The organism is Pseudomonas sp. GW456-12-1-14-TSB6 (assembly GCF_059424205.1).
On record NZ_JBWKZE010000009.1, the window covers coordinates 116,384 to 135,169 of the forward strand.

Sequence of the window (18,786 nt, forward strand, 5' to 3'; positions counted from 1 at the left end):
ACGGGCGTGCCGCTTCCATTCAGTGCAAAAACCACAACGAACATCTGGCCAATTCCAGCATTACCCCAGTGAATTCGCGGCTCACCGCGACTTGGCACAACCACTGCATTAACGTTTGCAACTGACATAAGGCCCGACCTTCAACGACGAAGGCCAGGCTTCCCGAGAGAACGGGACAAGGACAAAGGCGTCCTCGCTAGGTAACTGGCGGGACGCCTTTTTTGTTTGCGCCATTTTTGTCGAGCAAGGCCTGACTGCCCACAAGAGGCAAGCCCGATGCTCCCGGAGAACCTGATGAAAAAACTCAAACTGGTGATGATCGGCAATGGCATGGCCGGGGTCCGCACCCTGGAAGAACTGCTCAAGCTGAGCAACGAGCTGTACGACATCACGGTCTTCGGCGCCGAACCGCACACCAACTACAACCGCATCCTGCTGTCGCCGGTATTGGCCGGCGAGCAGACCTTCGAAGAGATCGTGCTCAACGACCTCGACTGGTACCTGGAAAACAACATCAAGTTACTGCTCAACCGCAAAGTGGTAGAGATCGACCGGGTCAAACGCCGGGTGATCGCCGAGGACGGCACCGAGGCCGAATACGATCGCCTGCTGATCGCCACCGGCTCGACCCCGTTCATCCTGCCGATCCCCGGCAACACCTTGCAGGGCGTGATCGGTTACCGCGACATCGCCGACACCCAGGCGATGATCGACACCGCAAAAACCCACAAGCACGCCGTGGTGATCGGCGGCGGCCTGCTCGGCCTCGAAGCCGCCAACGGCCTGATGCTGCGCGGCATGCACGTCACCGTGGTGCACCTCGGTGAATGGCTGCTGGAGCGGCAACTGGACAAGACCAGCGGCCAGCTCCTGCAAACCGCCCTCGAATCCCGTGGCCTGCACTTTCGCCTGTGCGAACAGACCCAGGCCCTGCACGACGCCGGCAATGGTCGGGTCGGCTCGGTGCAATTCAAGAACGGCGACATCATTCCTGCCGATCTGGTGGTCATGGCCGCCGGCATCCGCCCCAATACAGAACTCGCGGAAAAGGCCGGCATCCCGTGCAATCGCGGGATTCTGGTCAACGACACCCTGCAAACCTACGACCCGCGCATCTATGCCATCGGTGAATGCGCCAGCCATCGTGGCATTGCCTACGGGCTGGTGGCGCCGCTGTTCGAACAGGCCAAGGTTTGCGCCAACCACTTGGCCCAACTGGGTTTCGCCCGTTATCAGGGCTCGGTGACGTCGACCAAACTGAAGGTCACCGGCATCGACCTGTTCTCCGCCGGTGACTTCATGGGTGGCGAAGGCACCGAGACCATCACCCTCTCCGACCCGATCGGCGGGGTGTACAAAAAACTGGTGATCAAGGATGACGTGCTGGTCGGCGCCTGTCTGTACGGCGATACGGCAGATGGCGGTTGGTATTTCCGGCAGATTCGTGAGAATCACGCCATCGGCGAGATCCGCGATCACTTAATGTTTGGTGAAAACGCCCTCGGTGACGTAGGACATCAAGGCCAGGACAAAGCCATGAGCATGGCCGACAACGCCGAAGTCTGCGGCTGCAACGGCGTGTGCAAGGGCACCATCGTCAAGGCGATTCAGGAACATGGCCTGTTCAGCGTCGACGAAGTGAAGAAACACACCAAGGCTGCGAGCTCCTGCGGTTCCTGCGCCGGGCTGGTCGAGCAGATCCTGATCAACACCGTCGGCGGCGCGGCAGACGTCAAACCGAAAAGCGAAAAAGCCATCTGCGGTTGCAGCGACCTCAACCATGGCCAGATTCGCCAGGCCATTCGCGAACAGCATTTGCTGACCATCGCCGGCACCATGAGCTACCTCAACTGGCGCACCCCGAACGGCTGCGCCACCTGCCGCCCGGCCCTTAACTATTACCTGATTTCCACCTGGCCCGGCGAAGCCAAGGACGATCCGCAGTCGCGCCTGATCAACGAGCGGGCCCACGCCAACATCCAGAAGGACGGCACCTATTCGGTGGTGCCCCGGATGTGGGGCGGCGTGACCAACCCGTCGGAACTGCGGCGGATCGCCGACGTGGCGGACAAATACCAGGTGCCAATGGTCAAGGTCACCGGCGGCCAGCGCATCGACTTGCTGGGGATCAAGAAACAGGACCTGCCCGGTGTATGGAAAGACCTCGACATGCCGTCCGGCCACGCCTACGGCAAATCCATCCGCACCGTGAAAACCTGCGTCGGCAGCGAGTTCTGCCGCTTCGGCACGCAGAACTCGACCCAGTTGGGCATCGACCTCGAACATGACCTGTTCAACATGTGGTCGCCGCACAAAGTGAAGCTGGCGGTCTCCGGATGCCCACGCAACTGCTCGGAAGCAGGGATCAAGGACGTAGGAATCATCGGCGTCGATTCCGGCTGGGAGATGTACATCGGTGGCAACGGTGGGATCAAGACCGAAGTCGCCGAGTTCTTCGTCAAGCTCAAGACCGCCGAGGAAGTGCGCGAATACAACGGCGCGTTCCTGCAGCTGTACCGCGAGGAAGCCTTCTACCTCGAACGCACCGTGCATTACCTGCAACGGGTCGGCATGGAGCACATCAAGAAAGCCGTGCTGGAAGATCCCGAGCGTCGCAAGGCCCTGAACGAGCGCCTGCAATTCTCCCTGTCGTTCGAACAGGATCCGTGGAAAGAGCGCCTCGCCCAGCCGCAACTGAAAAAAGAATTCGACGTGATCCCCGTGAAAAACCTGGAGGTGCCGGCATGAACTGGCTCGATATCTGTGCCCTGGAAGAGATCAACGCCCTCGGTTCGCGGATCATCGCCGGGCCCAAAGGTGACATCGCGATCTTTCGCACAAGCGACGACGAAGTTTTCGCACTCGATGACCGCTGCCCGCACAAGGGCGGCCCCTTGTCCCAAGGATTGATTTACGGCAAGCGTGTCGCCTGCCCGCTGCACAACTGGCAGATCGACCTGAAGTCCGGCGAAGCCCAGGCCCCGGACGTCGGCTGCGCGCACCATCACCCGGCCCGGGTCGAAAACGGCCGCGTGCAATTGGCCCTGCGGGACGCCGTCTGATGAACCGCCAGACGACCGCCTCGACCTGCTGTTATTGCGGAGTCGGCTGCGGCGTGCTGATCGAGCATGACGGCGAGCGCATTCTCGGCGTCAGCGGCGATCCGGCGCATCCGGCCAACTTCGGCAAACTGTGCAGCAAAGGCTCGACCCTGCACCTGACCGGCGACTTGGCGGCGCGGGCGTTGTACCCGGAACTGCGCCTGGGCAAAGGCCTGGCGCGCAGTCGTTGCGACTGGGACACCGCGCTGGATCACGCCACCAACGTGTTCGCCGACACCATCGCCGAACACGGCCCGGACAGCGTGGCGTTCTATATCTCCGGGCAGTTGCTGACCGAGGATTACTACGCCTTCAACAAACTGGCGCGGGCGCTGGTCGGCACCAACAACATCGACAGCAACTCACGGCTGTGCATGTCTTCGGCGGTGGTCGGCTACAAGCGCAGCCTCGGCGCCGACGCACCACCGTGCAGCTATGAAGACCTGGAGTTGAGCGATTGCGTGGTGATCGTCGGCAGTAACATGGCCTACGCCCATCCGGTACTTTTTCGCCGTCTCGAAGAAGCCAAATCCCGCCGCCCGCAGATGAAAGTCGTCGTCATTGATCCACGGCGCACCGACACCTGCGATCTGGCCGACCTGCATCTGGCGATTCTGCCGGGCACCGATGTCGCGCTGTTCCATGGGATTTTGCATCTGCTGTTGTGGGAAGACTGGATCGACCGCGACTTCATCAAAGCCCACACCGAAGGCCTCGCCGAGCTGAAAAGCCTGGTGCGTGATTACACGCCGGCGATGGTGTCGCAGCTGTGCGGGATCAGCGTCGAGCAGTTGCAGCAATGCGCCGAATGGATCGGTACATCACCAAGCTTTCTGTCGCTGTGGTGCATGGGCCTGAACCAGTCCACCGCCGGTAGCGCAAAGAACAGCGCGCTGATCAATCTGCACCTGGCCACCGGGCAAATCGGCCGGCCGGGTGCAGGACCTTTCTCCCTGACCGGTCAGCCAAACGCCATGGGCGGACGGGAAACCGGCAGCCTTTCCAATCTGTTGCCCGGTCACCGTGAAGTCGACAATCCGGAGCATCGCGCTGAAGTGGCGGCGTATTGGGGTGTGGATAAGCTGCCGGAAAATACCGGTCTCAGCGCCATCGAACTGTTTGAACAGGTGCGCAGCGGCAAGATCAAGGCGTTGTGGATTGCCTGCACCAACCCCGCGCAATCGATGCCGGACCAGAACGCCGTGCGTGCAGCGCTGGAGGCTTGTCCGTTCGTGGTTTTGCAGGAGGCGTTTCGCACCACCGAAACCGCGGCGTTTGCCGATCTGCTGTTGCCGGCGGCCAGTTGGGGCGAGAAGGAAGGCTCGGTGACCAACTCCGAGCGGCGGATTTCCCACGTCCGCCAAGCCATTGCCGCACCGGGTGAAGCGCGACCGGACTGGGCGATTACCGTTGATTTCGCACAACGCCTGGAGAAACGTCTGCGCCCGCAACAACCGGGTCTGTTTGCCTTCGAGCAACCGGCGCAACTGTTTGACGAGTACAAACAACTGACTCGTGGCCGCGATCTGGATTTGTCCGGGATCAGCCACGGACTGATTGATGAACTGGGGCCACAGCAATGGCCCTTCCCCGCTGGCGCTCGCCAAGGCACAGCCCGACTGTATGGCGACGGGATCTTTCCTACAGCGAACGGGCGCGCGCAGTTCGTTGCCGATCCCTATCGCGCCGCCAAGGAACAACGCGACGCACGTTTTCCCCTGACCCTGATCACCGGCCGCCTGCGAGATCAATGGCACGGTATGAGCCGCACCGGCACGGCTGCGCAGTTGTTCGGCCATGTCAGCGAAGCGGTGTTGAGCCTGCACCCGGAGGAGTTGCGCCGGCACCGTTTGCAGCCGGGGGATCTGGTGAATCTGAAAAGTCGTCGAGGCGCAGTGATCGTGGCGGTCGCCAGCGATGACAGCGTGCGTCCGGGCCAGGCGTTCCTGCCGATGCACTGGGGCGATCGTTTCCTCAAGGGAGGCGTGAACAGCCTGACCCTGCCCGCCTTCGATCCTTTGTCGAAACAGCCGGAACTCAAGCATAGCGGCGTGCGGCTGGAGCCGGTGGATTTGCCATGGCAACTGTTCGCACTGATCGAGGGCGATGTTCAACGGCATTTCGAGGCGCTTCGACCGCTCTGCGAGGCGTTTTCCTACGCAAGTCTCAGCCTTGTCGGACGTGAACGGCCTGCGCTGCTGATACGCGCAGCCAGCGTCGTGGCGCCAGAACCGCAATTGCTGCGTGAAATCGACCAGTGCCTGGCTCTGATCGAGGGGCCGGTACTGGCTTATGACGATCCTCGCCGCGCCATTGGCAAACGGGTACGCATCGAAAACGGACGAATCACCGCGATCCGTCTTGCGGGTGAAACCCTCGCCCAGCACTGGTTGCAAGGTCTGTGGCTGGAAGGCCGCGCCGACGAACAACTGCGGCGCTGGCTGCTGGCACCGATGATTGCGCCGCCGGGCAATGTCGGCGCGCAGACTGTGGCGGACAAAACCTTGTGCAACTGCAAGAACGTCAGCCACAGCGCGGTCTGCGCCGGTATCCGTGAAGGTCTGGATCTGCAGGGTTTGAAAAACAAGTTGGGGTGCGGCACGCAATGCGGCTCCTGCGTCCCGGAAATCAAGCGCTTGCTGGCCGCCGAAGTGCGTCCGGTCGCCGTTATCTGAAGAGGAAAACACCATGAACGCGAAAGTCTGGCTGGTGGGCGCGGGCCCTGGTGATCCTGAATTGCTGACGCTCAAAGCGGTGCGTGCCTTGCGCGAGGCCGAGGTGGTGCTGATCGACGATCTGGTCAATGAGGCGGTGCTTGAGCACTGCCCTGCTGCGCGGATTATCGCGGTCGGCAAACGCGGCGGCTGCCGCTCGACGCCCCAGGCGTTCATCCATCGGCTGATGCTGCGTTATGCCCGTCAGGGCAAATGCGTGGTGCGGCTCAAGGGCGGCGATCCGTGCATTTTCGGGCGTGGGGGTGAGGAAGCTCAGTGGTTGCGCGAGCGCGGGGTCGAGGTGGAGCTGGTCAATGGCATCACCGCCGGACTGGCTGGAGCGACCCAGTGTGATATTCCGCTGACGCTACGCGGCGTGGCCCGGGGCGTGACGCTGGTCACGGCCCACACTCAGGACGACAGCCAGTTGAACTGGCGGGCCTTGGCGCAGGGCGGCACGACGCTGGTGATTTACATGGGGGTGGCGAAGCTCGGCGAGATTCGCGAGCAACTGCTGGCGGGCGGCATGGCGGCGGATACGCCAGTGGCGATGATCGAGAATGCTTCATTGCCGGAGCAACGCGAATGCCGCAGCGATCTGACAGCGATGGAAGACGATGCCCTTGGTTTCCAGCTCAGGAGCCCTGCGATTCTGGTCATAGGCGCCGTCGCAGCGGCGGCGCCCCAGGTCGACTCGATTGGCTGGGTAGCTGATCGCCTGGCCTGACAATCTCTGGCGTCACCAAATCGCAGGCAAAGAAAAGCCCGGCCTGAGCCGGGCTTTTCTCGGAGCGGCAGCTAATTACTTAGCTTGAGCTTCAACCTGCGCTTCTACGCGACGGTTAACAGCACGGCCAGCTTCAGTTTTGTTGTCAGCAACTGGGCGGGATTCGCCGTAGCCGATCGACTGAACGCGGGACGATTCAACACCGTACTGGTTGGTCAGAACTTGCTTAACGGCGTTTGCACGACGCTCGGACAGTTTCTGGTTGTAAGCGTCAGGACCGACGGAGTCAGTGTGACCTTCAACAGTAGTGGTGGTGGATGGGTACTGCTTCATGAAGTCAGCCAGGTTTTTGATGTCGCCGTAGCTGTTTGGCTTAACAACCGACTTGTCGAAGTCGAACTTCACGTCCAGCTCAACACGAACAACTTCAGCAACTGCTGGGCAGCCATCAGCGTCAACAGTTACGTTGGCTGGGGTGTCCGGGCACTTGTCAACGTTGTCGCACACGCCGTCGTTGTCGCTGTCGGAGCAGACTTCAGCCGGTGCTGGAACTGGAGCAGCAGCTGGCTTGGAGCCGCCACCGAAGTTCACACCGATACCGACGCTAGGAGCCCACTCGGTGTCGCCCTGGTCGATGTTGTACTGAGCTTCAACGCCAGCACGGGCGTAGAAGTTGTCGGTGAAGTACAGCTTGGCACCAGCGCCCAGGTTGGCGAAGGTGGAACGGTTACGACCGTTCGAACCGTTCTGGTCGATGCTCTGGTCAGAGAAACCGGCCGAAACGTATGGACGCAGCATGTCGCCTGGGTTGTTGAAGTGGTACAGAGCGTCCAGAGCGGTGTTGGCGCCCTTGACGTTCTTGCCATCGTCGGCACGCACGTTGTGCACTTCGTCGTAGCCCAGACGCAGTTCAACGTCGTCGGTCAGGAAGTAACCGATCGAACCGCCGAACAGGTTGCCGTTGTTCTTGAAGTTACGAGCGCTGTCGAATTGTTCTTTCTTTGCGAAGCCTTCGATTTCAACTGCGCCTTGGCCTTGTGCCAGAGCGCCGAAAGAAGTGGCGGCAATCAAAGAACCAATGGCCAAGCCCAAGGTGTTTTTCAGTTTCATCCGTTAAATCCCCATCTGGTGATTGTGAAGCAGTCCCGCAAACCGGGGGACAACTCGGCGGCAAGTCTATCAGAACTTGCCTACACGTAAGAGATATTTGCGCCGAACTAAGTTTCAGCAATGCCTGCAAATTTCTCACGCAATTTATCAAGAGCGCGTTTGTAACGCATTTTTGTCGCACTCAAACCCATGTGCATGATGTCTGCGATCTCCTGAAACTCCAGCTCTGCGACAAATCGTAGCACCAGAATTTCCCTGTCGATCGGGTTCACATACACCAGCCAGCGATCCAGTCCGCCCTTCTCCTCGGGTTTCGGCGCCTTTTCTTCGGACGCTTCCTCGAGGGGGTCAAGACTCAGTGCGTCCATCAAGCGACGCTTTCGCCGTTCCTTCCGATACTGTGTGATGCATTCGTTGTAGGTGATGCTGTATAGCCATGTCTTGAACTTCGATTTCCCCTCGAAGTTCTTCAGGCCGTACAGCACCTTCAACATCACTTCCTGACAGACATCGTCTGCGTCGCGATCGTTCCCAAGATATCGTGCGCACACGTTAAATAATGTCCGCTGGTAACGCCGCATCAGTTCTTCGTAGGCGCGCGTCACGTGAAAAAGCTCGGTATGCGAGCGCGCGACCAACTCCTCATCAGAGAGCTCGCGGGGATCGTAGCGCGTGGATAGCGTTTGGGCTTTATTCAAAACAAGTCGTGCCGACAGTCAGGTCAATGTCCACCGCAGCCAGCGACAGCTGGCATTTTGCGGCGGCATACATTAGCAGGGTTTGCCGGGTTAGCGGCTACTCACATGCTGTTCCAGCAGGATCCGATTGGAGAGAGAGACTAGCTCACCCTCATCGGTCAGCAATGTGGTCTTAACCGTGCCGATCTCTTCGATCTGGCCTTCGACCTCGCCAATACGCACTTGTTGCCCAACCTGATACAACTCACGCACATAGATTCCCGCAAGAATCTGACCGGCAATTTCCCGGCTTCCCAAACCCATGGCCAGCGCAACCGCCAGACCAACGGTAATCAATACGATGACGATCACATGGTTCAGCAGGTCGGTCTTGACCTCCAGCTGACTGATCGCGACCGAAATGCTGATGATGATCACCAGGCCCTGGGCAATTCGCCCAAGTCCTGAAGCGTAGTCCAGGCCTACGCCTTCTGCCGCCCCGCGAACCAGGCCATTGGCCAGTTGTGCGAGCAGGACACCCACCAGCAATACCAGCGCGGCACCGAACACTTTCGGCAAATACAGCGCGAGCATGTCAAGCGTAGCTGAAACTCGCTCAAGTCCAAGGGATTCTGCTGCCGAAACCAGAAAAATCAGCAGAACGAACCAGTAAACGATTTTGCCGATCAACGTGGAGATCGGCACTTGCAGCCCCGCGCGGGACATCAATTTAGTCAGGCCGGTGCCGCCCATCAGGCGATCAAGCCCCAGTTTGGCCAGCAACTTGGAGAGCAAGGTGTCCAGCAGCTTGGCCACGACGAAACCCAAAAGCAGCACAACCAATGCGCCGAACAGGTTAGGAATGAAGTTAGCGACTTTGGTCCACAACGCAGTCATTGCAGTGACGAGGCTCTGAGTCCAGAGATCAAGTTCCATATTCAATCAGCCTTATCAGCAGTGCGAGCGGTAGGTTTACGGAGACGGGAGACCGGCGCGACATGGGCCGAGCCGTTATTCAGGGCGATCATCAGCGCGGGCAGCCAGCGGCCCAGCAGGCTGAACAGATCGCCGGCGCCAACCTGGCGGTTGGCGGTTTTGAGCACGCGACCCAGGCAGGCATCGTCGTCGCGGCTGGACGGCGAAGCGTTGAGCATGTCGCGCAAAGACTGTTCAAACGGATCGTGCATACGCACCTCTCGTGATGTCTGTGAAAGACGCGGGCAAATTTGGTCGGGTCACATGATGCATCGTCAGACCCAGCGCAAACGGCGGAACAACCACCACTGGCCGAACGCCAGGGCGAGCACCGTCAGGCAGGCGATCAGGAAGCCATAAGGGCTGCTGGCGAACGGTATTCCGCCAACGTTTATGCCCAACAGACCGGTAATAAAACTCATCGGCAAGAAGATGCAGGTGATGATCCCGAAGCGATACATCGTGCGATTCATGTGCACGCTCAAGCGCCGGTCTTCGGCCTCCAGCACCAGCCCCACGCGCTCTCGGGTCAATTCGAGCTCTTCGAGATAACGGGTCAGGCTGTTGTTCAATTCGTTCCAGTAGTCGGCATCGTCATCGACGAACCACGGCAGCTTTATCCGCGTCAGCTGTCCGAAAATATCCCGCTGCGGTGCCAGAAAACGCTTCAGTCCGGCGGCCCGGCGACGGATATGCAAAATGGCGCCGTGCTCGGGGGTATACCGTTCGTCGGCATCCAGTTTTTCTTCCTCTTCATCGACCACTTCGGAGAGACAAGTCACCAGATCCTGCACCTTGTTGGTGAGGAATTGCGCCAGATACAGCATCAGTTCGGACGAGGTTTTCGGCCCCTTGCCCTCGGCGAGCATCGCCAGTAACTCGTCAGTGGCGCGCAATGGACGCAAACGCAGGGAAATCACCCGCTGGGCCGAAGCGAAAATCCGCACCGACACCATGTCTTCCGGCTCGGCGCCGGGGTTGAGATTGACCCCGCGCAAAAAAAGCAGCAGCTCGGAATCCGGCAGCGGCAACAGGCGTGGACGGGTGTTTTCTTCCAGCAGCAGGTCGCAGGTGAACTCATTGAGCCCACTGGATTTACGCAGCCAGGTCTGGGTCTGCGGGTGACTGCGATCCCAGTGCAGCCACAGGCTTTCATGAGCCTGCAGCCGCAGATCGTCGAGATCAGTCCGGGCTATCGAACGCGCACCGCCTTTACCGTCCAGCACCAGGGCATGCACCAGCCCCCATTGCGCGTTTTCTTCCTCGAACATCCTCACCCCTGTGGTTACCGCGATTTATTCAGGCATTTTCAGCGGACTCGGCGAGATGATCACGCCATTGTTGTCCGCATAGATGTACTGGCCGGGATGGAAGGTCACACCCGCGAAGGTCACCGGCACGTTGAGGTCGCCGAGACCGCGTTTTTCAGTCTTTTTCGGATGGCTGGCCAGGGCCTGAACGCCGAGATCGGTCTGGGCGATGACGTCCACATCACGGATGCAACCGTAGATCACCAGCCCTTCCCAACCGTTTTTCGCGGCTTTCTCGGCGATCATGTCGCCCAGCAGCGCGCAGCGCAGGGAACCACCACCATCGACCACCAGCACCTTGCCGTTGCCCTTGAGCTCGGCTTGTTCCTTGACCAGCGAGTTGTCTTCGAAGCATTTGATGGTCACGATTTCGCCGCCGAACGAATCACGGCCGCCGAAATTGCTGAACATCGGTTCCAGCACCTGAACCAGCTCCGGATAGGCGTCGCAAAGGTCAGGCGTAAGGTAATGGTTCATCGAAAAACTCCTGTAACAAGGAAGACGAGCAAGAATGTCGCACTCTTTTGAAACGAGTCCCAACGGTCGCTGTTTACCTTAGCCCATGTCATGGTCGCTGAACGAACCTGAACACAGGCTGAAACGTAATAGCGAAACAGTCACTAAATATGACCAGAACCGTTCAATGCGTCATATCTTAGCCGCAAGCCGACCCGAACGAAATGCCCTTTTAAAGGCGCCGCGCTCACACCGCTGCCGCCAGATCCGGCTTCTCGCCGAGCAATGGCGTGTGCTGATCCGCCAGCCAACGCGCCACCAGCGGCCAGACCTCGGCCTGCGCCGCTTTGCTGACCAGCATCTCGACATGGCCGAACTGATCGTTGAAACCCTGTTCACGGCCCAAGTTGATGAACTGCTTGTGCTCGGAGCCGATCTGTTCGAACAGTTTCCGGCAGGCCCAGGCCGGATCCTGATGATCCCCCGCCGCGCTTACCGCCAGCACCGGGACCTGCACGTCGGCAAGACCTGCCCACCAATCCTTGTCCTTGTCGCCGAAACGTCCGAACAGTCCGTACCAGCGCATGCTTTCCAGCGCCAGGCCGATCGGCTCGTCCTCGGGGCCGCGCTTGAGTCGCGAGCCGGACAACTGGGCAAAACGCTTGAGAATGAAGCGCCCGCTCCACTCCACCGGCGGAATCTTCAGCGGCCAATAGGTGCGGCTGACCTGGGTGCCGAAAAACGCCGCCGACGCCACCGCCGGCTCACCGAGGTATTCGCCGCCCAGCGCAGCCGCCAACGTGATGCCACCCAGCGAGTGACCGATCCAATGCGGAATCTGCCCGCTCTGCTCACGGACGAACGCGGCAATCGCCGGCAGATCGTAACGGGCATAGTCGGCGACCCGGTTGCGGCGGTAGTCCTCGTTGCGCTGGGACAGACCGTGACCACGCATTTCCGGGATCCACACATCGAAACCCAGACGCGTCAGATACGCGCCCAGACCCAGCCCCTTCGGCGAGAACCAGAAGCGCCGATTGGAAAAACTGCCGTGCAGCAAGATCACCGGCACGCCGCGCGACGCCGGCTCATCGGCCATGCCGAGCCGGGTCACCGCGATTTCCACGGACCAGTCAGGGCTGTTGCCCGGTTTCAAACGGTAAACGTCTTCGCTCAGATCACCGCGTCGCTCGGCGCTGATCAGGGCGACAGGAAATAGGTTGCTGCTGCTTTGCATAATGCTCTTGCACAAAAAAGGGCGGCATCCGAAGAGCTCGCCCTACTTCAATCTTAAAGCCCCGACCCGGTTCAACGGGCCGGGGCTTCATTCACGGCTTATTCCGCCGCCTGGCCTTCGGCAAGGAAGAACCAGGTTTCCAGCACGGTGTCCGGGTTCAGCGACACGCTTTCGATGCCCTGCTCCATCAGCCACTTGGCGAGGTCCGGGTGATCCGAAGGGCCCTGACCGCAGATGCCGATGTATTTGCCGGCCTTGTTGCACGCGGCAATAGCGTTGGCCAACAGCTTCTTGACCGCCGGATTACGCTCGTCGAACAGGTGCGCGATGATCCCGGAGTCACGGTCCAGACCCAATGTCAGCTGAGTCAGGTCGTTGGAGCCGATCGAGAAACCGTCGAAGAATTCGAGGAATTCTTCAGCCAGGATCGCGTTGGATGGCAGTTCGCACATCATGATCACGCGCAGGCCGTTGTCGCCACGCTTGAGGCCATTCTCGGCCAGCAGATCGACCACCTGGCTGGCTTCGCCGAGGGTACGGACGAACGGCACCATGATTTCGACGTTGGTCAGGCCCATCTCGTTGCGCACGCGTTTCAGCGCACGGCACTCGAGTTCAAAGCAGTCACGGAACGATTCGCTGATGTAACGCGAAGCGCCACGGAAACCCAGCATCGGGTTTTCTTCCTCCGGCTCGTACAGTTTGCCGCCGATCAGGTTGGCGTATTCGTTGGACTTGAAGTCCGACAGACGCACGATGACCTTCTTCGGTGCGAACGCAGCGGCCAGGGTGCTGATGCCTTCAACCAGTTTCTCGACATAGAAGCCGACCGGATCGTCGTAACCGGCGATGCGCTTGTCGACGCTTTCCTTGATGTCCTGCGGCAGGCCGTCGTAGTTCAACAGCGCTTTCGGGTGAACGCCGATCATGCGGTTGATGATGAATTCCAGACGGGCCAGGCCCACACCGGCGTTCGGCAGCTGCGCGAAGTCGAAGGCGCGGTCCGGGTTGCCGACGTTCATCATGATCTTGAACGGCAGCTCCGGCATGGCGTCGACGGAGTTCTTCTTGATGTCAAAACCCAGTTCACCTTCGAAGATGTAACCGGTGTCGCCTTCGGCACAGGACACGGTCACGCCCTGGCCATCCTTCAGCAGTTGGGTGGCGTTGCCGCAACCTACGACCGCAGGAATTCCCAGCTCACGGGCGATGATCGCCGCGTGGCAGGTACGGCCACCACGGTTGGTCACGATGGCGCTGGCGCGCTTCATGACCGGCTCCCAGTCCGGGTCGGTCATGTCGGAAACCAGTACGTCGCCCGGCTGGACCTTGTCCATCTCGGAGACGTCCTTGATGATCCGCACCTTGCCGGCGCCGATGCGCTGGCCGATGGCACGACCTTCCACCAGCACGGTGCCGGTTTCTTTCAGCAGGTAACGTTCCATGACGTTGGCCTGGGTGCGGCTCTTCACGGTTTCCGGACGGGCCTGCACGATGTACAGCTTGCCGTCGTCACCGTCCTTGGCCCATTCGATGTCCATCGGGCAGCCATAGTGCTTCTCGATGATCATCGCCTGCTTGGCCAGCTCGCTGACTTCAGCGTCGGTCAGGCAGAAACGCGCGCGCTCGGCCTTGTCGACATCAACGGTTTTCACGGAACGACCGGCCTTGGCCTCGTCACCGTAGATCATCTTGATGGCCTTGCTGCCCAGGTTGCGGCGCAGGATTGCCGGGCGACCGGCTTCCAGGGTGCCCTTGTGGACATAGAATTCGTCCGGGTTCACCGCGCCTTGTACGACGGTTTCGCCCAGGCCGTAGGCGCCGGTGATGAACACCACGTCACGGAAGCCGGATTCGGTATCGAGGGTGAACATCACGCCGGCGGTGCCGGTTTCCGAACGCACCATGCGCTGCACGCCCGCCGACAGGGCGACCAGTTTGTGGTCGAAGCCCTGGTGCACGCGGTAGGAAATGGCACGGTCGTTGAACAGGGAAGCGAACACTTCCTTGGCCGCGCGGATGACGTTTTCCACGCCACGGATGTTCAGGAAGGTTTCCTGCTGACCGGCGAACGAAGCGTCCGGCAGGTCTTCGGCGGTGGCGGAGGAACGCACGGCCACGGCCACGTCAGGATTACCGGCCGACAACGCGGCGAACGCGGTGCGGATCTCGGTGTTCAGTTTTTCAGGGAATTCGGCTTCCATGATCCATTGGCGGATCTGGGCGCCGGTCTTGGCCAGGGCATTGACGTCATCGACGTCCAGCGCATCGAGAGCCTTGTGGATCTGATCGTTCAGACCGCTCAGTTCCAGGAAGTCGCGATAGGCTTGCGCCGTGGTGGCGAAGCCGCCGGGGACCGAAACACCGGCACCGGCCAGGTTACTGATCATCTCGCCCAGGGATGCGTTCTTGCCCCCCACATGCTCAACATCGTGTTTGCCGAGCTTATCGAGGGAAACTACGTACTCTACCAAGGTGATCTCTCCACTAACTGTGTTGGAAAAGCTCAGAAACCGGCGGCTCGGGGGAGCGTTGGCCGGCTGTATGGCCTGGACCTGGAAAATAAGTGAGAATGCGGGCCAATGGTGGCCGACAAATCGCGCCTATCATATCCAGAAATGCTCATTAGCTTAAGGCCCAAGGTGCAAATGAAACGATCTGCTTTCTTTATCTCCGATGGCACCGGTATCACCGCCGAAACCCTGGGTCAAAGCCTTCTGGCGCAGTTCGAAAACATTACCTTCAGCAAATTCACGCGACCGTACATCGACAGCGTTGAAAAAGCGCGGGCCATGGTACAACAAATCAACAAAGCCGCTGAAACCGACGGTTTCCGGCCGATTATCTTCGACACCATCGTCAATCAGGACATTCGTGAGATTCTCGCAACCTCCAATGGTTTCATGATCGACATCTTCTCGACGTTTCTCGCCCCGCTCGAGCAGGAACTGACCGAGCATTCTTCCTACACCGTCGGCAAGTCCCACTCCATCGGTCACAACTCCAATTACATGGAGCGGATCGAGGCGGTGAACTTCGCCCTCGACAACGACGACGGCGCCCGCACCCACTATTACGACAAGGCCGATCTGATACTAGTGGGCGTGTCGCGTTGTGGTAAGACGCCGACGTGCCTGTACATGGCGATGCAATTCGGCATCCGCGCGGCCAACTACCCGCTGACCGAAGACGACATGGAACGCCTGCAACTGCCGGCCGCCCTGCGCGCCCACCAGCACAAGCTGTTCGGCCTGACCATCGACCCGGACCGCCTCACCGCGATCCGCAACGAACGCAAGCCCAACAGCCGTTACTCGAGTTACGCCCAGTGCGAGTTCGAAGTGCGCGAAGTGGAAAACCTGTTCCGCCGCGAGAACATCCCGAACATCAACTCCACGCATTTTTCGGTGGAAGAAATTTCCGCGAAGATTCTCGTGGAAAAAGGCGTGGAGCGGCGCTTCAAATAGATTCTCGGCGCCTGATCTATCGCTATCGCGAGCAGGCTCGCTCCCACAGGAGGTTTGCATTCCAGATGTGGGAGCGAGCCTGCTCGCGATTGAACGATAACGCGGTCTCTCAGATCACAAACAAATCGACAAACCGGTTCACTGGCGTGGCTTCAAGCCGCGCCTGATCCTTGCACAACACCAGAATCTCCCCGCTGCGCTGCCCGGTGAAGCGGGTCGCCAGATTTGCCCGGAATTTGTCCTCCAGCAACGGAATACCCTCGGCGCGACGCCGGCGATGGCCGATCGGGTACTCCACCACCACGTTTTCCGTGCTCGAACCGTCCTTGAAAAACACCTGCACCGCATTGGCGATCGAGCGTTTGTCGGCCTCCAGGTATTCGCGGGTGAAGCGCGGGTCCTCGACGATGACCATTTTCTCGCGCAGCACATCGATGACCGGATGGGCCTTATGGAAATCGTCTTCGTACTGCTCGGCCACCAGATTGCCGAACGCCAGCGGCACGGCGGTCATGTACTGGAGGCAGTGATCGCGGTCGGCAGCATTGGCCAGCGGCCCGACCTTGGAAATGATGCGAATCGCCGATTCGTGGGTGGTGATGACGATCCGGTCGATCTCATGCAGACGGTTGCGCACCTGCGGATGCAGGGTCACAGCGGCTTCGCAGGCGGTCTGCGCGTGGAACTCGGCGGGGAAGCTGATCTTGAACAGCACGTTTTCCATCACGTAACTACCGAACGGCCGGGAGAAGCTGAAGGCGCGTTTGTCTTCAGGCTTGAGCGCCAGATCGTTGTTGGTGTGGCTGAACAGAACGTCGTAAAAGCCCCACTGCTTGGCACTCAAGACGCCGGGAATGCCCATTTCGCCGCGCATCGCGATATCCGCCAGCCGCACGCCCCGGCTCGACGCATCCCCCGCCGCCCAGGATTTTCGCGAACCGGCGTTCGGCGCATGGCGGTACGTGCGCAACGCCTGACCGTCGGCGAACGCATGGGACAACGCCGATAACAGCTGCTCACGGTTGGCGCCCATCAGTTTGGCGGTCACGGCAGTCGAGGCCACTTTCACCAGAATGACGTGGTCGAGGCCTACACGATTGAAGGAGTTTTCCAGAGCGATCACGCCTTGAATCTCGTGGGCCATGATCATGGCTTCGAGTACATCATGCATGGTCAGCGGCGCTTCACCGTTGGCCAGACGCTTTTGCGACAGGTGATCGGCCACCGCGAGAATCCCGCCGAGGTTATCCGACGGATGGCCCCATTCCGCGGCGAGCCAGGTGTCGTTGTAATCGAGCCAGCGCACGATGCAGCCGATGTCCCACGCGGCTTTCACCGGGTCGAGGCGATAGGAGGTGCCTGGGACCCGCGCGCCGAATGGGACGACGGTGCCTTCGACCATCGGGCCAAGGTGTTTGGTGCATTCGGGAAAGCGCAGGGCCAGCAGGCCGCAGCCCAGGGTGTCCATCAGGCAATTGCGGGCGGTGTCGAGGGCTTCGGCGGATGTGATTTTGTAGCTGAGGACGTAATCGGCAATGTCCTGCAGGACACGGTCGTAGTCGGGGCGGTTGTTCAGGTCGACGTTGGCGCTCATGTTCGATTCACTCTTGAAAGTGGTTCGTTGATGGGACCTCGGTTCAGGACTAATTTTCTTCTTATTGAAATGCAGACAACTGTGGGAGCGAGCCTGCTCGCGATTGCGGTTTATCAGCCGACATCAATCCTGAATGTCAGTCCGTCATCGCGAGCAGGCTCGCTCCCACATGTGCTCGGTGTCGGGATCAGAAAGAGTCGCCAGGAACGCGGACGTAACCTTCCATCAGGACGCGCGCACTTCGGCTCATGATCGCCTTCTTCACCACCCACTCACCATTTTCCAGGCTAGCTTCTGCGCCAACACGCAACGTCCCGGACGGATGCCCGAACCGCACCGCATTCCGCTCCACACCACCAGCCGCCAGATTCACCAAAGTGCCCGAGATGGCTGCTGCGGTGCCGATCGCCACCGCCGCCGTCCCCATCATCGCGTGGTGCAGCTTGCCCATCGACAATGCCCGCACCAGCAAATCCACATCCCCGGCGCCAATCGCCTTGCCACTGGACGCCACGTAATCCGCAGGCTTGGCGACAAACGCAATCTTCGGCGTGTGTTGTCGCTTGGCCGCCTCATCCAGATTAGAAATCAGCCCCATGCGCAGCGCGCCATAAGCACGAATGGCCTCGAACATCTGCAACGCTTTCGGATCGCTGTTGATCGCGCTTTGCAGTTCGGTGCCGGTGTAACCGATGTCTTCGGCGTTGACGAAGATCGTCGGAATCCCCGCGTTGATCATGGTCGCCATGAAGGTGCCGACACCCGGTACTTCCAGCTCGTCGATCAGGTTGCCGGTGGGGAACATCGAGCCACCGCCGCCCTCTTCTTCCGCCGCCGGATCCATGAATTCGACCTGGACTTCGGCAGCCGGGAAGGTCACGCCGTCGAGTTCGAAATCACCGGTTTCCTGAACTTCGCCATTGGTGATCGGCACGTGGGCAATGATGGTTTTGCCGATATTGGCCTGCCACACGCGAACCACCGCCAAGCCGTTGTGCGGAATGCGGCTGGCGTCCACAAGACCGTTGCTGATGGCGAACGAACCGACCGCCGCCGACAGGTTGCCGCAGTTGCCGCTCCAGTCCACGAAGGGCTTGTCGATGGACACCTGACCGAACAGGTAATCGACGTCGTGATCGGCCTTGATGCTTTTCGACAGGATCACGGTTTTGCTGGTGCTGGACGTGGCGCCGCCCATGCCGTCGATCTGCTTGTCGTACGGATCGGGGCTGCCGATGACCCGCAGCAACAGCGCATCGCGGGCCGGGCCGGGAATCTGCGCGGCTTCGGGCAGGTCCTTGAGGCTGAAAAACACCCCTTTGCTGGTGCCGCCACGCATGTAGGTGGCGGGGATTTTTATTTGCGGTGCGTGAGCCATGGTGCTCCTTAACGAAGACATGGGACTTGAAGTCCCATGC

Annotated in this window: 15 protein-coding genes; 5 read left to right on the top strand and 10 right to left on the bottom strand. The window is 60.0% G+C overall.

What is annotated here, in order from left to right; translation table 11 throughout:
• Positions 1-294 precede the first annotated feature (294 nt).
• The 4 genes from nirB to cobA are packed head-to-tail and all read left to right on the top strand — an operon-like array spanning position 295 to position 6,542.
• Positions 295-2,748: a nitrite reductase large subunit NirB gene (gene nirB / locus AC07Y2_RS10830; protein ID WP_045121673.1), complete on the top strand. Its 2,454-nt coding sequence runs from the start codon at positions 295-297 to the stop codon at positions 2,746-2,748.
• Entirely contained in the window at positions 2,745-3,062 is a 318-nt protein-coding gene (gene nirD, locus AC07Y2_RS10835; protein WP_039769998.1) for a nitrite reductase small subunit NirD, read from the top strand. Before nirB ends, nirD begins: the two co-directional genes overlap by 4 nt.
• Positions 3,062-5,776: a nitrate reductase gene (locus tag AC07Y2_RS10840; protein WP_103386411.1), complete on the top strand. Its 2,715-nt coding sequence runs from the start codon at positions 3,062-3,064 to the stop codon at positions 5,774-5,776. The genes nirD and AC07Y2_RS10840 overlap by 1 nt, the downstream gene beginning before the upstream one ends.
• A 13-nt stretch (positions 5,777-5,789) precedes the next feature.
• Positions 5,790-6,542, top strand: coding sequence for a uroporphyrinogen-III C-methyltransferase (gene cobA / locus AC07Y2_RS10845; RefSeq protein WP_085666662.1), 753 nt, complete (start codon positions 5,790-5,792; stop codon positions 6,540-6,542).
• 75 nt (positions 6,543-6,617) lie between these two features.
• On the opposite strand, the gene AC07Y2_RS10850 is transcribed toward cobA, so the two are convergent.
• From AC07Y2_RS10850 to ppsA, 8 genes are all read right to left on the bottom strand, one after another.
• Entirely contained in the window at positions 6,618-7,652 is a 1,035-nt protein-coding gene (locus tag AC07Y2_RS10850) for an OmpA family protein (RefSeq protein ID WP_011333252.1), read from the bottom strand.
• Positions 7,653-7,759: 107 nt separating this feature from the next.
• On the bottom strand, positions 7,760-8,350 hold the full coding sequence (gene sigX / locus AC07Y2_RS10855) for an RNA polymerase sigma factor SigX (protein ID WP_011333251.1): 591 nt from the start codon (positions 8,348-8,350) through the stop codon (positions 7,760-7,762).
• Positions 8,351-8,440: 90 nt separating this feature from the next.
• Entirely contained in the window at positions 8,441-9,265 is an 825-nt protein-coding gene (locus AC07Y2_RS10860) for a mechanosensitive ion channel family protein (protein WP_007951987.1), read from the bottom strand.
• A 2-nt stretch (positions 9,266-9,267) separates the two neighbouring features.
• On the bottom strand, positions 9,268-9,516 hold the full coding sequence (locus AC07Y2_RS10865) for a hypothetical protein (protein ID WP_007951986.1): 249 nt from the start codon (positions 9,514-9,516) through the stop codon (positions 9,268-9,270).
• 63 nt (positions 9,517-9,579) lie between these two features.
• Complete coding sequence (locus tag AC07Y2_RS10870) at positions 9,580-10,575, bottom strand: zinc transporter ZntB (protein ID WP_074687620.1); 996 nt, start codon at positions 10,573-10,575, stop codon at positions 9,580-9,582.
• Positions 10,576-10,599: 24 nt separating this feature from the next.
• On the bottom strand, positions 10,600-11,091 hold the full coding sequence (rraA, locus tag AC07Y2_RS10875; protein ID WP_011333248.1) for a ribonuclease E activity regulator RraA: 492 nt from the start codon (positions 11,089-11,091) through the stop codon (positions 10,600-10,602).
• Between the two features lie 226 nt (positions 11,092-11,317).
• A complete protein-coding gene (locus AC07Y2_RS10880; protein ID WP_011333247.1) occupies positions 11,318-12,307 on the bottom strand; it encodes an alpha/beta fold hydrolase in 990 nt (329 codons plus the stop codon).
• Between the two features lie 98 nt (positions 12,308-12,405).
• Positions 12,406-14,781, bottom strand: a complete 2,376-nt coding sequence (ppsA, locus tag AC07Y2_RS10885) for a phosphoenolpyruvate synthase (RefSeq protein ID WP_103386412.1) — start codon at positions 14,779-14,781, stop codon at positions 12,406-12,408.
• 174 nt (positions 14,782-14,955) lie between these two features.
• Between ppsA and ppsR the strand changes: the two genes are divergently transcribed.
• Entirely contained in the window at positions 14,956-15,774 is an 819-nt protein-coding gene (gene ppsR / locus AC07Y2_RS10890) for a posphoenolpyruvate synthetase regulatory kinase/phosphorylase PpsR (protein WP_007951980.1), read from the top strand.
• Positions 15,775-15,883: 109 nt separating this feature from the next.
• Here ppsR and prpD read toward each other — a convergent pair whose 3' ends face one another.
• Both prpD and prpF read right to left on the bottom strand, forming a co-directional pair.
• Positions 15,884-17,368 (bottom strand): 2-methylcitrate dehydratase, encoded by a 1,485-nt coding sequence (prpD, locus tag AC07Y2_RS10895; RefSeq protein WP_103386413.1) that lies wholly within the window; start codon positions 17,366-17,368, stop codon positions 15,884-15,886.
• A 187-nt stretch (positions 17,369-17,555) separates the two neighbouring features.
• Positions 17,556-18,746, bottom strand: coding sequence for a 2-methylaconitate cis-trans isomerase PrpF (gene prpF / locus AC07Y2_RS10900; protein ID WP_103386414.1), 1,191 nt, complete (start codon positions 18,744-18,746; stop codon positions 17,556-17,558).
• Positions 18,747-18,786: the final 40 nt, after the last annotated feature.

What these genes read in the sequence shown, in the direction of transcription:
- AC07Y2_RS10850 (WP_011333252.1), bottom strand. Translation starts at nt 7,652, where the DNA reads ATGAAACTGAAAAACACCTTGGGCTTGGCCATTGGTTCTTTGATTGCC.
- AC07Y2_RS10880 (WP_011333247.1), bottom strand. Translation starts at nt 12,307, where the DNA reads ATGCAAAGCAGCAGCAACCTATTTCCTGTCGCCCTGATCAGCGCCGAG.
- AC07Y2_RS10865 (WP_007951986.1), bottom strand. Translation starts at nt 9,516, where the DNA reads ATGCACGATCCGTTTGAACAGTCTTTGCGCGACATGCTCAACGCTTCG.
- prpD (WP_103386413.1), bottom strand. Translation starts at nt 17,368, where the DNA reads ATGAGCGCCAACGTCGACCTGAACAACCGCCCCGACTACGACCGTGTC.
- rraA (WP_011333248.1), bottom strand. Translation starts at nt 11,091, where the DNA reads ATGAACCATTACCTTACGCCTGACCTTTGCGACGCCTATCCGGAGCTG.
- nirD (WP_039769998.1), top strand. Translation starts at nt 2,745, where the DNA reads ATGAACTGGCTCGATATCTGTGCCCTGGAAGAGATCAACGCCCTCGGT.
- ppsR (WP_007951980.1), top strand. Translation starts at nt 14,956, where the DNA reads ATGAAACGATCTGCTTTCTTTATCTCCGATGGCACCGGTATCACCGCC.
- AC07Y2_RS10840 (WP_103386411.1), top strand. Translation starts at nt 3,062, where the DNA reads ATGAACCGCCAGACGACCGCCTCGACCTGCTGTTATTGCGGAGTCGGC.
- prpF (WP_103386414.1), bottom strand. Translation starts at nt 18,746, where the DNA reads ATGGCTCACGCACCGCAAATAAAAATCCCCGCCACCTACATGCGTGGC.
- AC07Y2_RS10870 (WP_074687620.1), bottom strand. Translation starts at nt 10,575, where the DNA reads ATGTTCGAGGAAGAAAACGCGCAATGGGGGCTGGTGCATGCCCTGGTG.
- cobA (WP_085666662.1), top strand. Translation starts at nt 5,790, where the DNA reads ATGAACGCGAAAGTCTGGCTGGTGGGCGCGGGCCCTGGTGATCCTGAA.
- AC07Y2_RS10860 (WP_007951987.1), bottom strand. Translation starts at nt 9,265, where the DNA reads ATGGAACTTGATCTCTGGACTCAGAGCCTCGTCACTGCAATGACTGCG.
- nirB (WP_045121673.1), top strand. Translation starts at nt 295, where the DNA reads ATGAAAAAACTCAAACTGGTGATGATCGGCAATGGCATGGCCGGGGTC.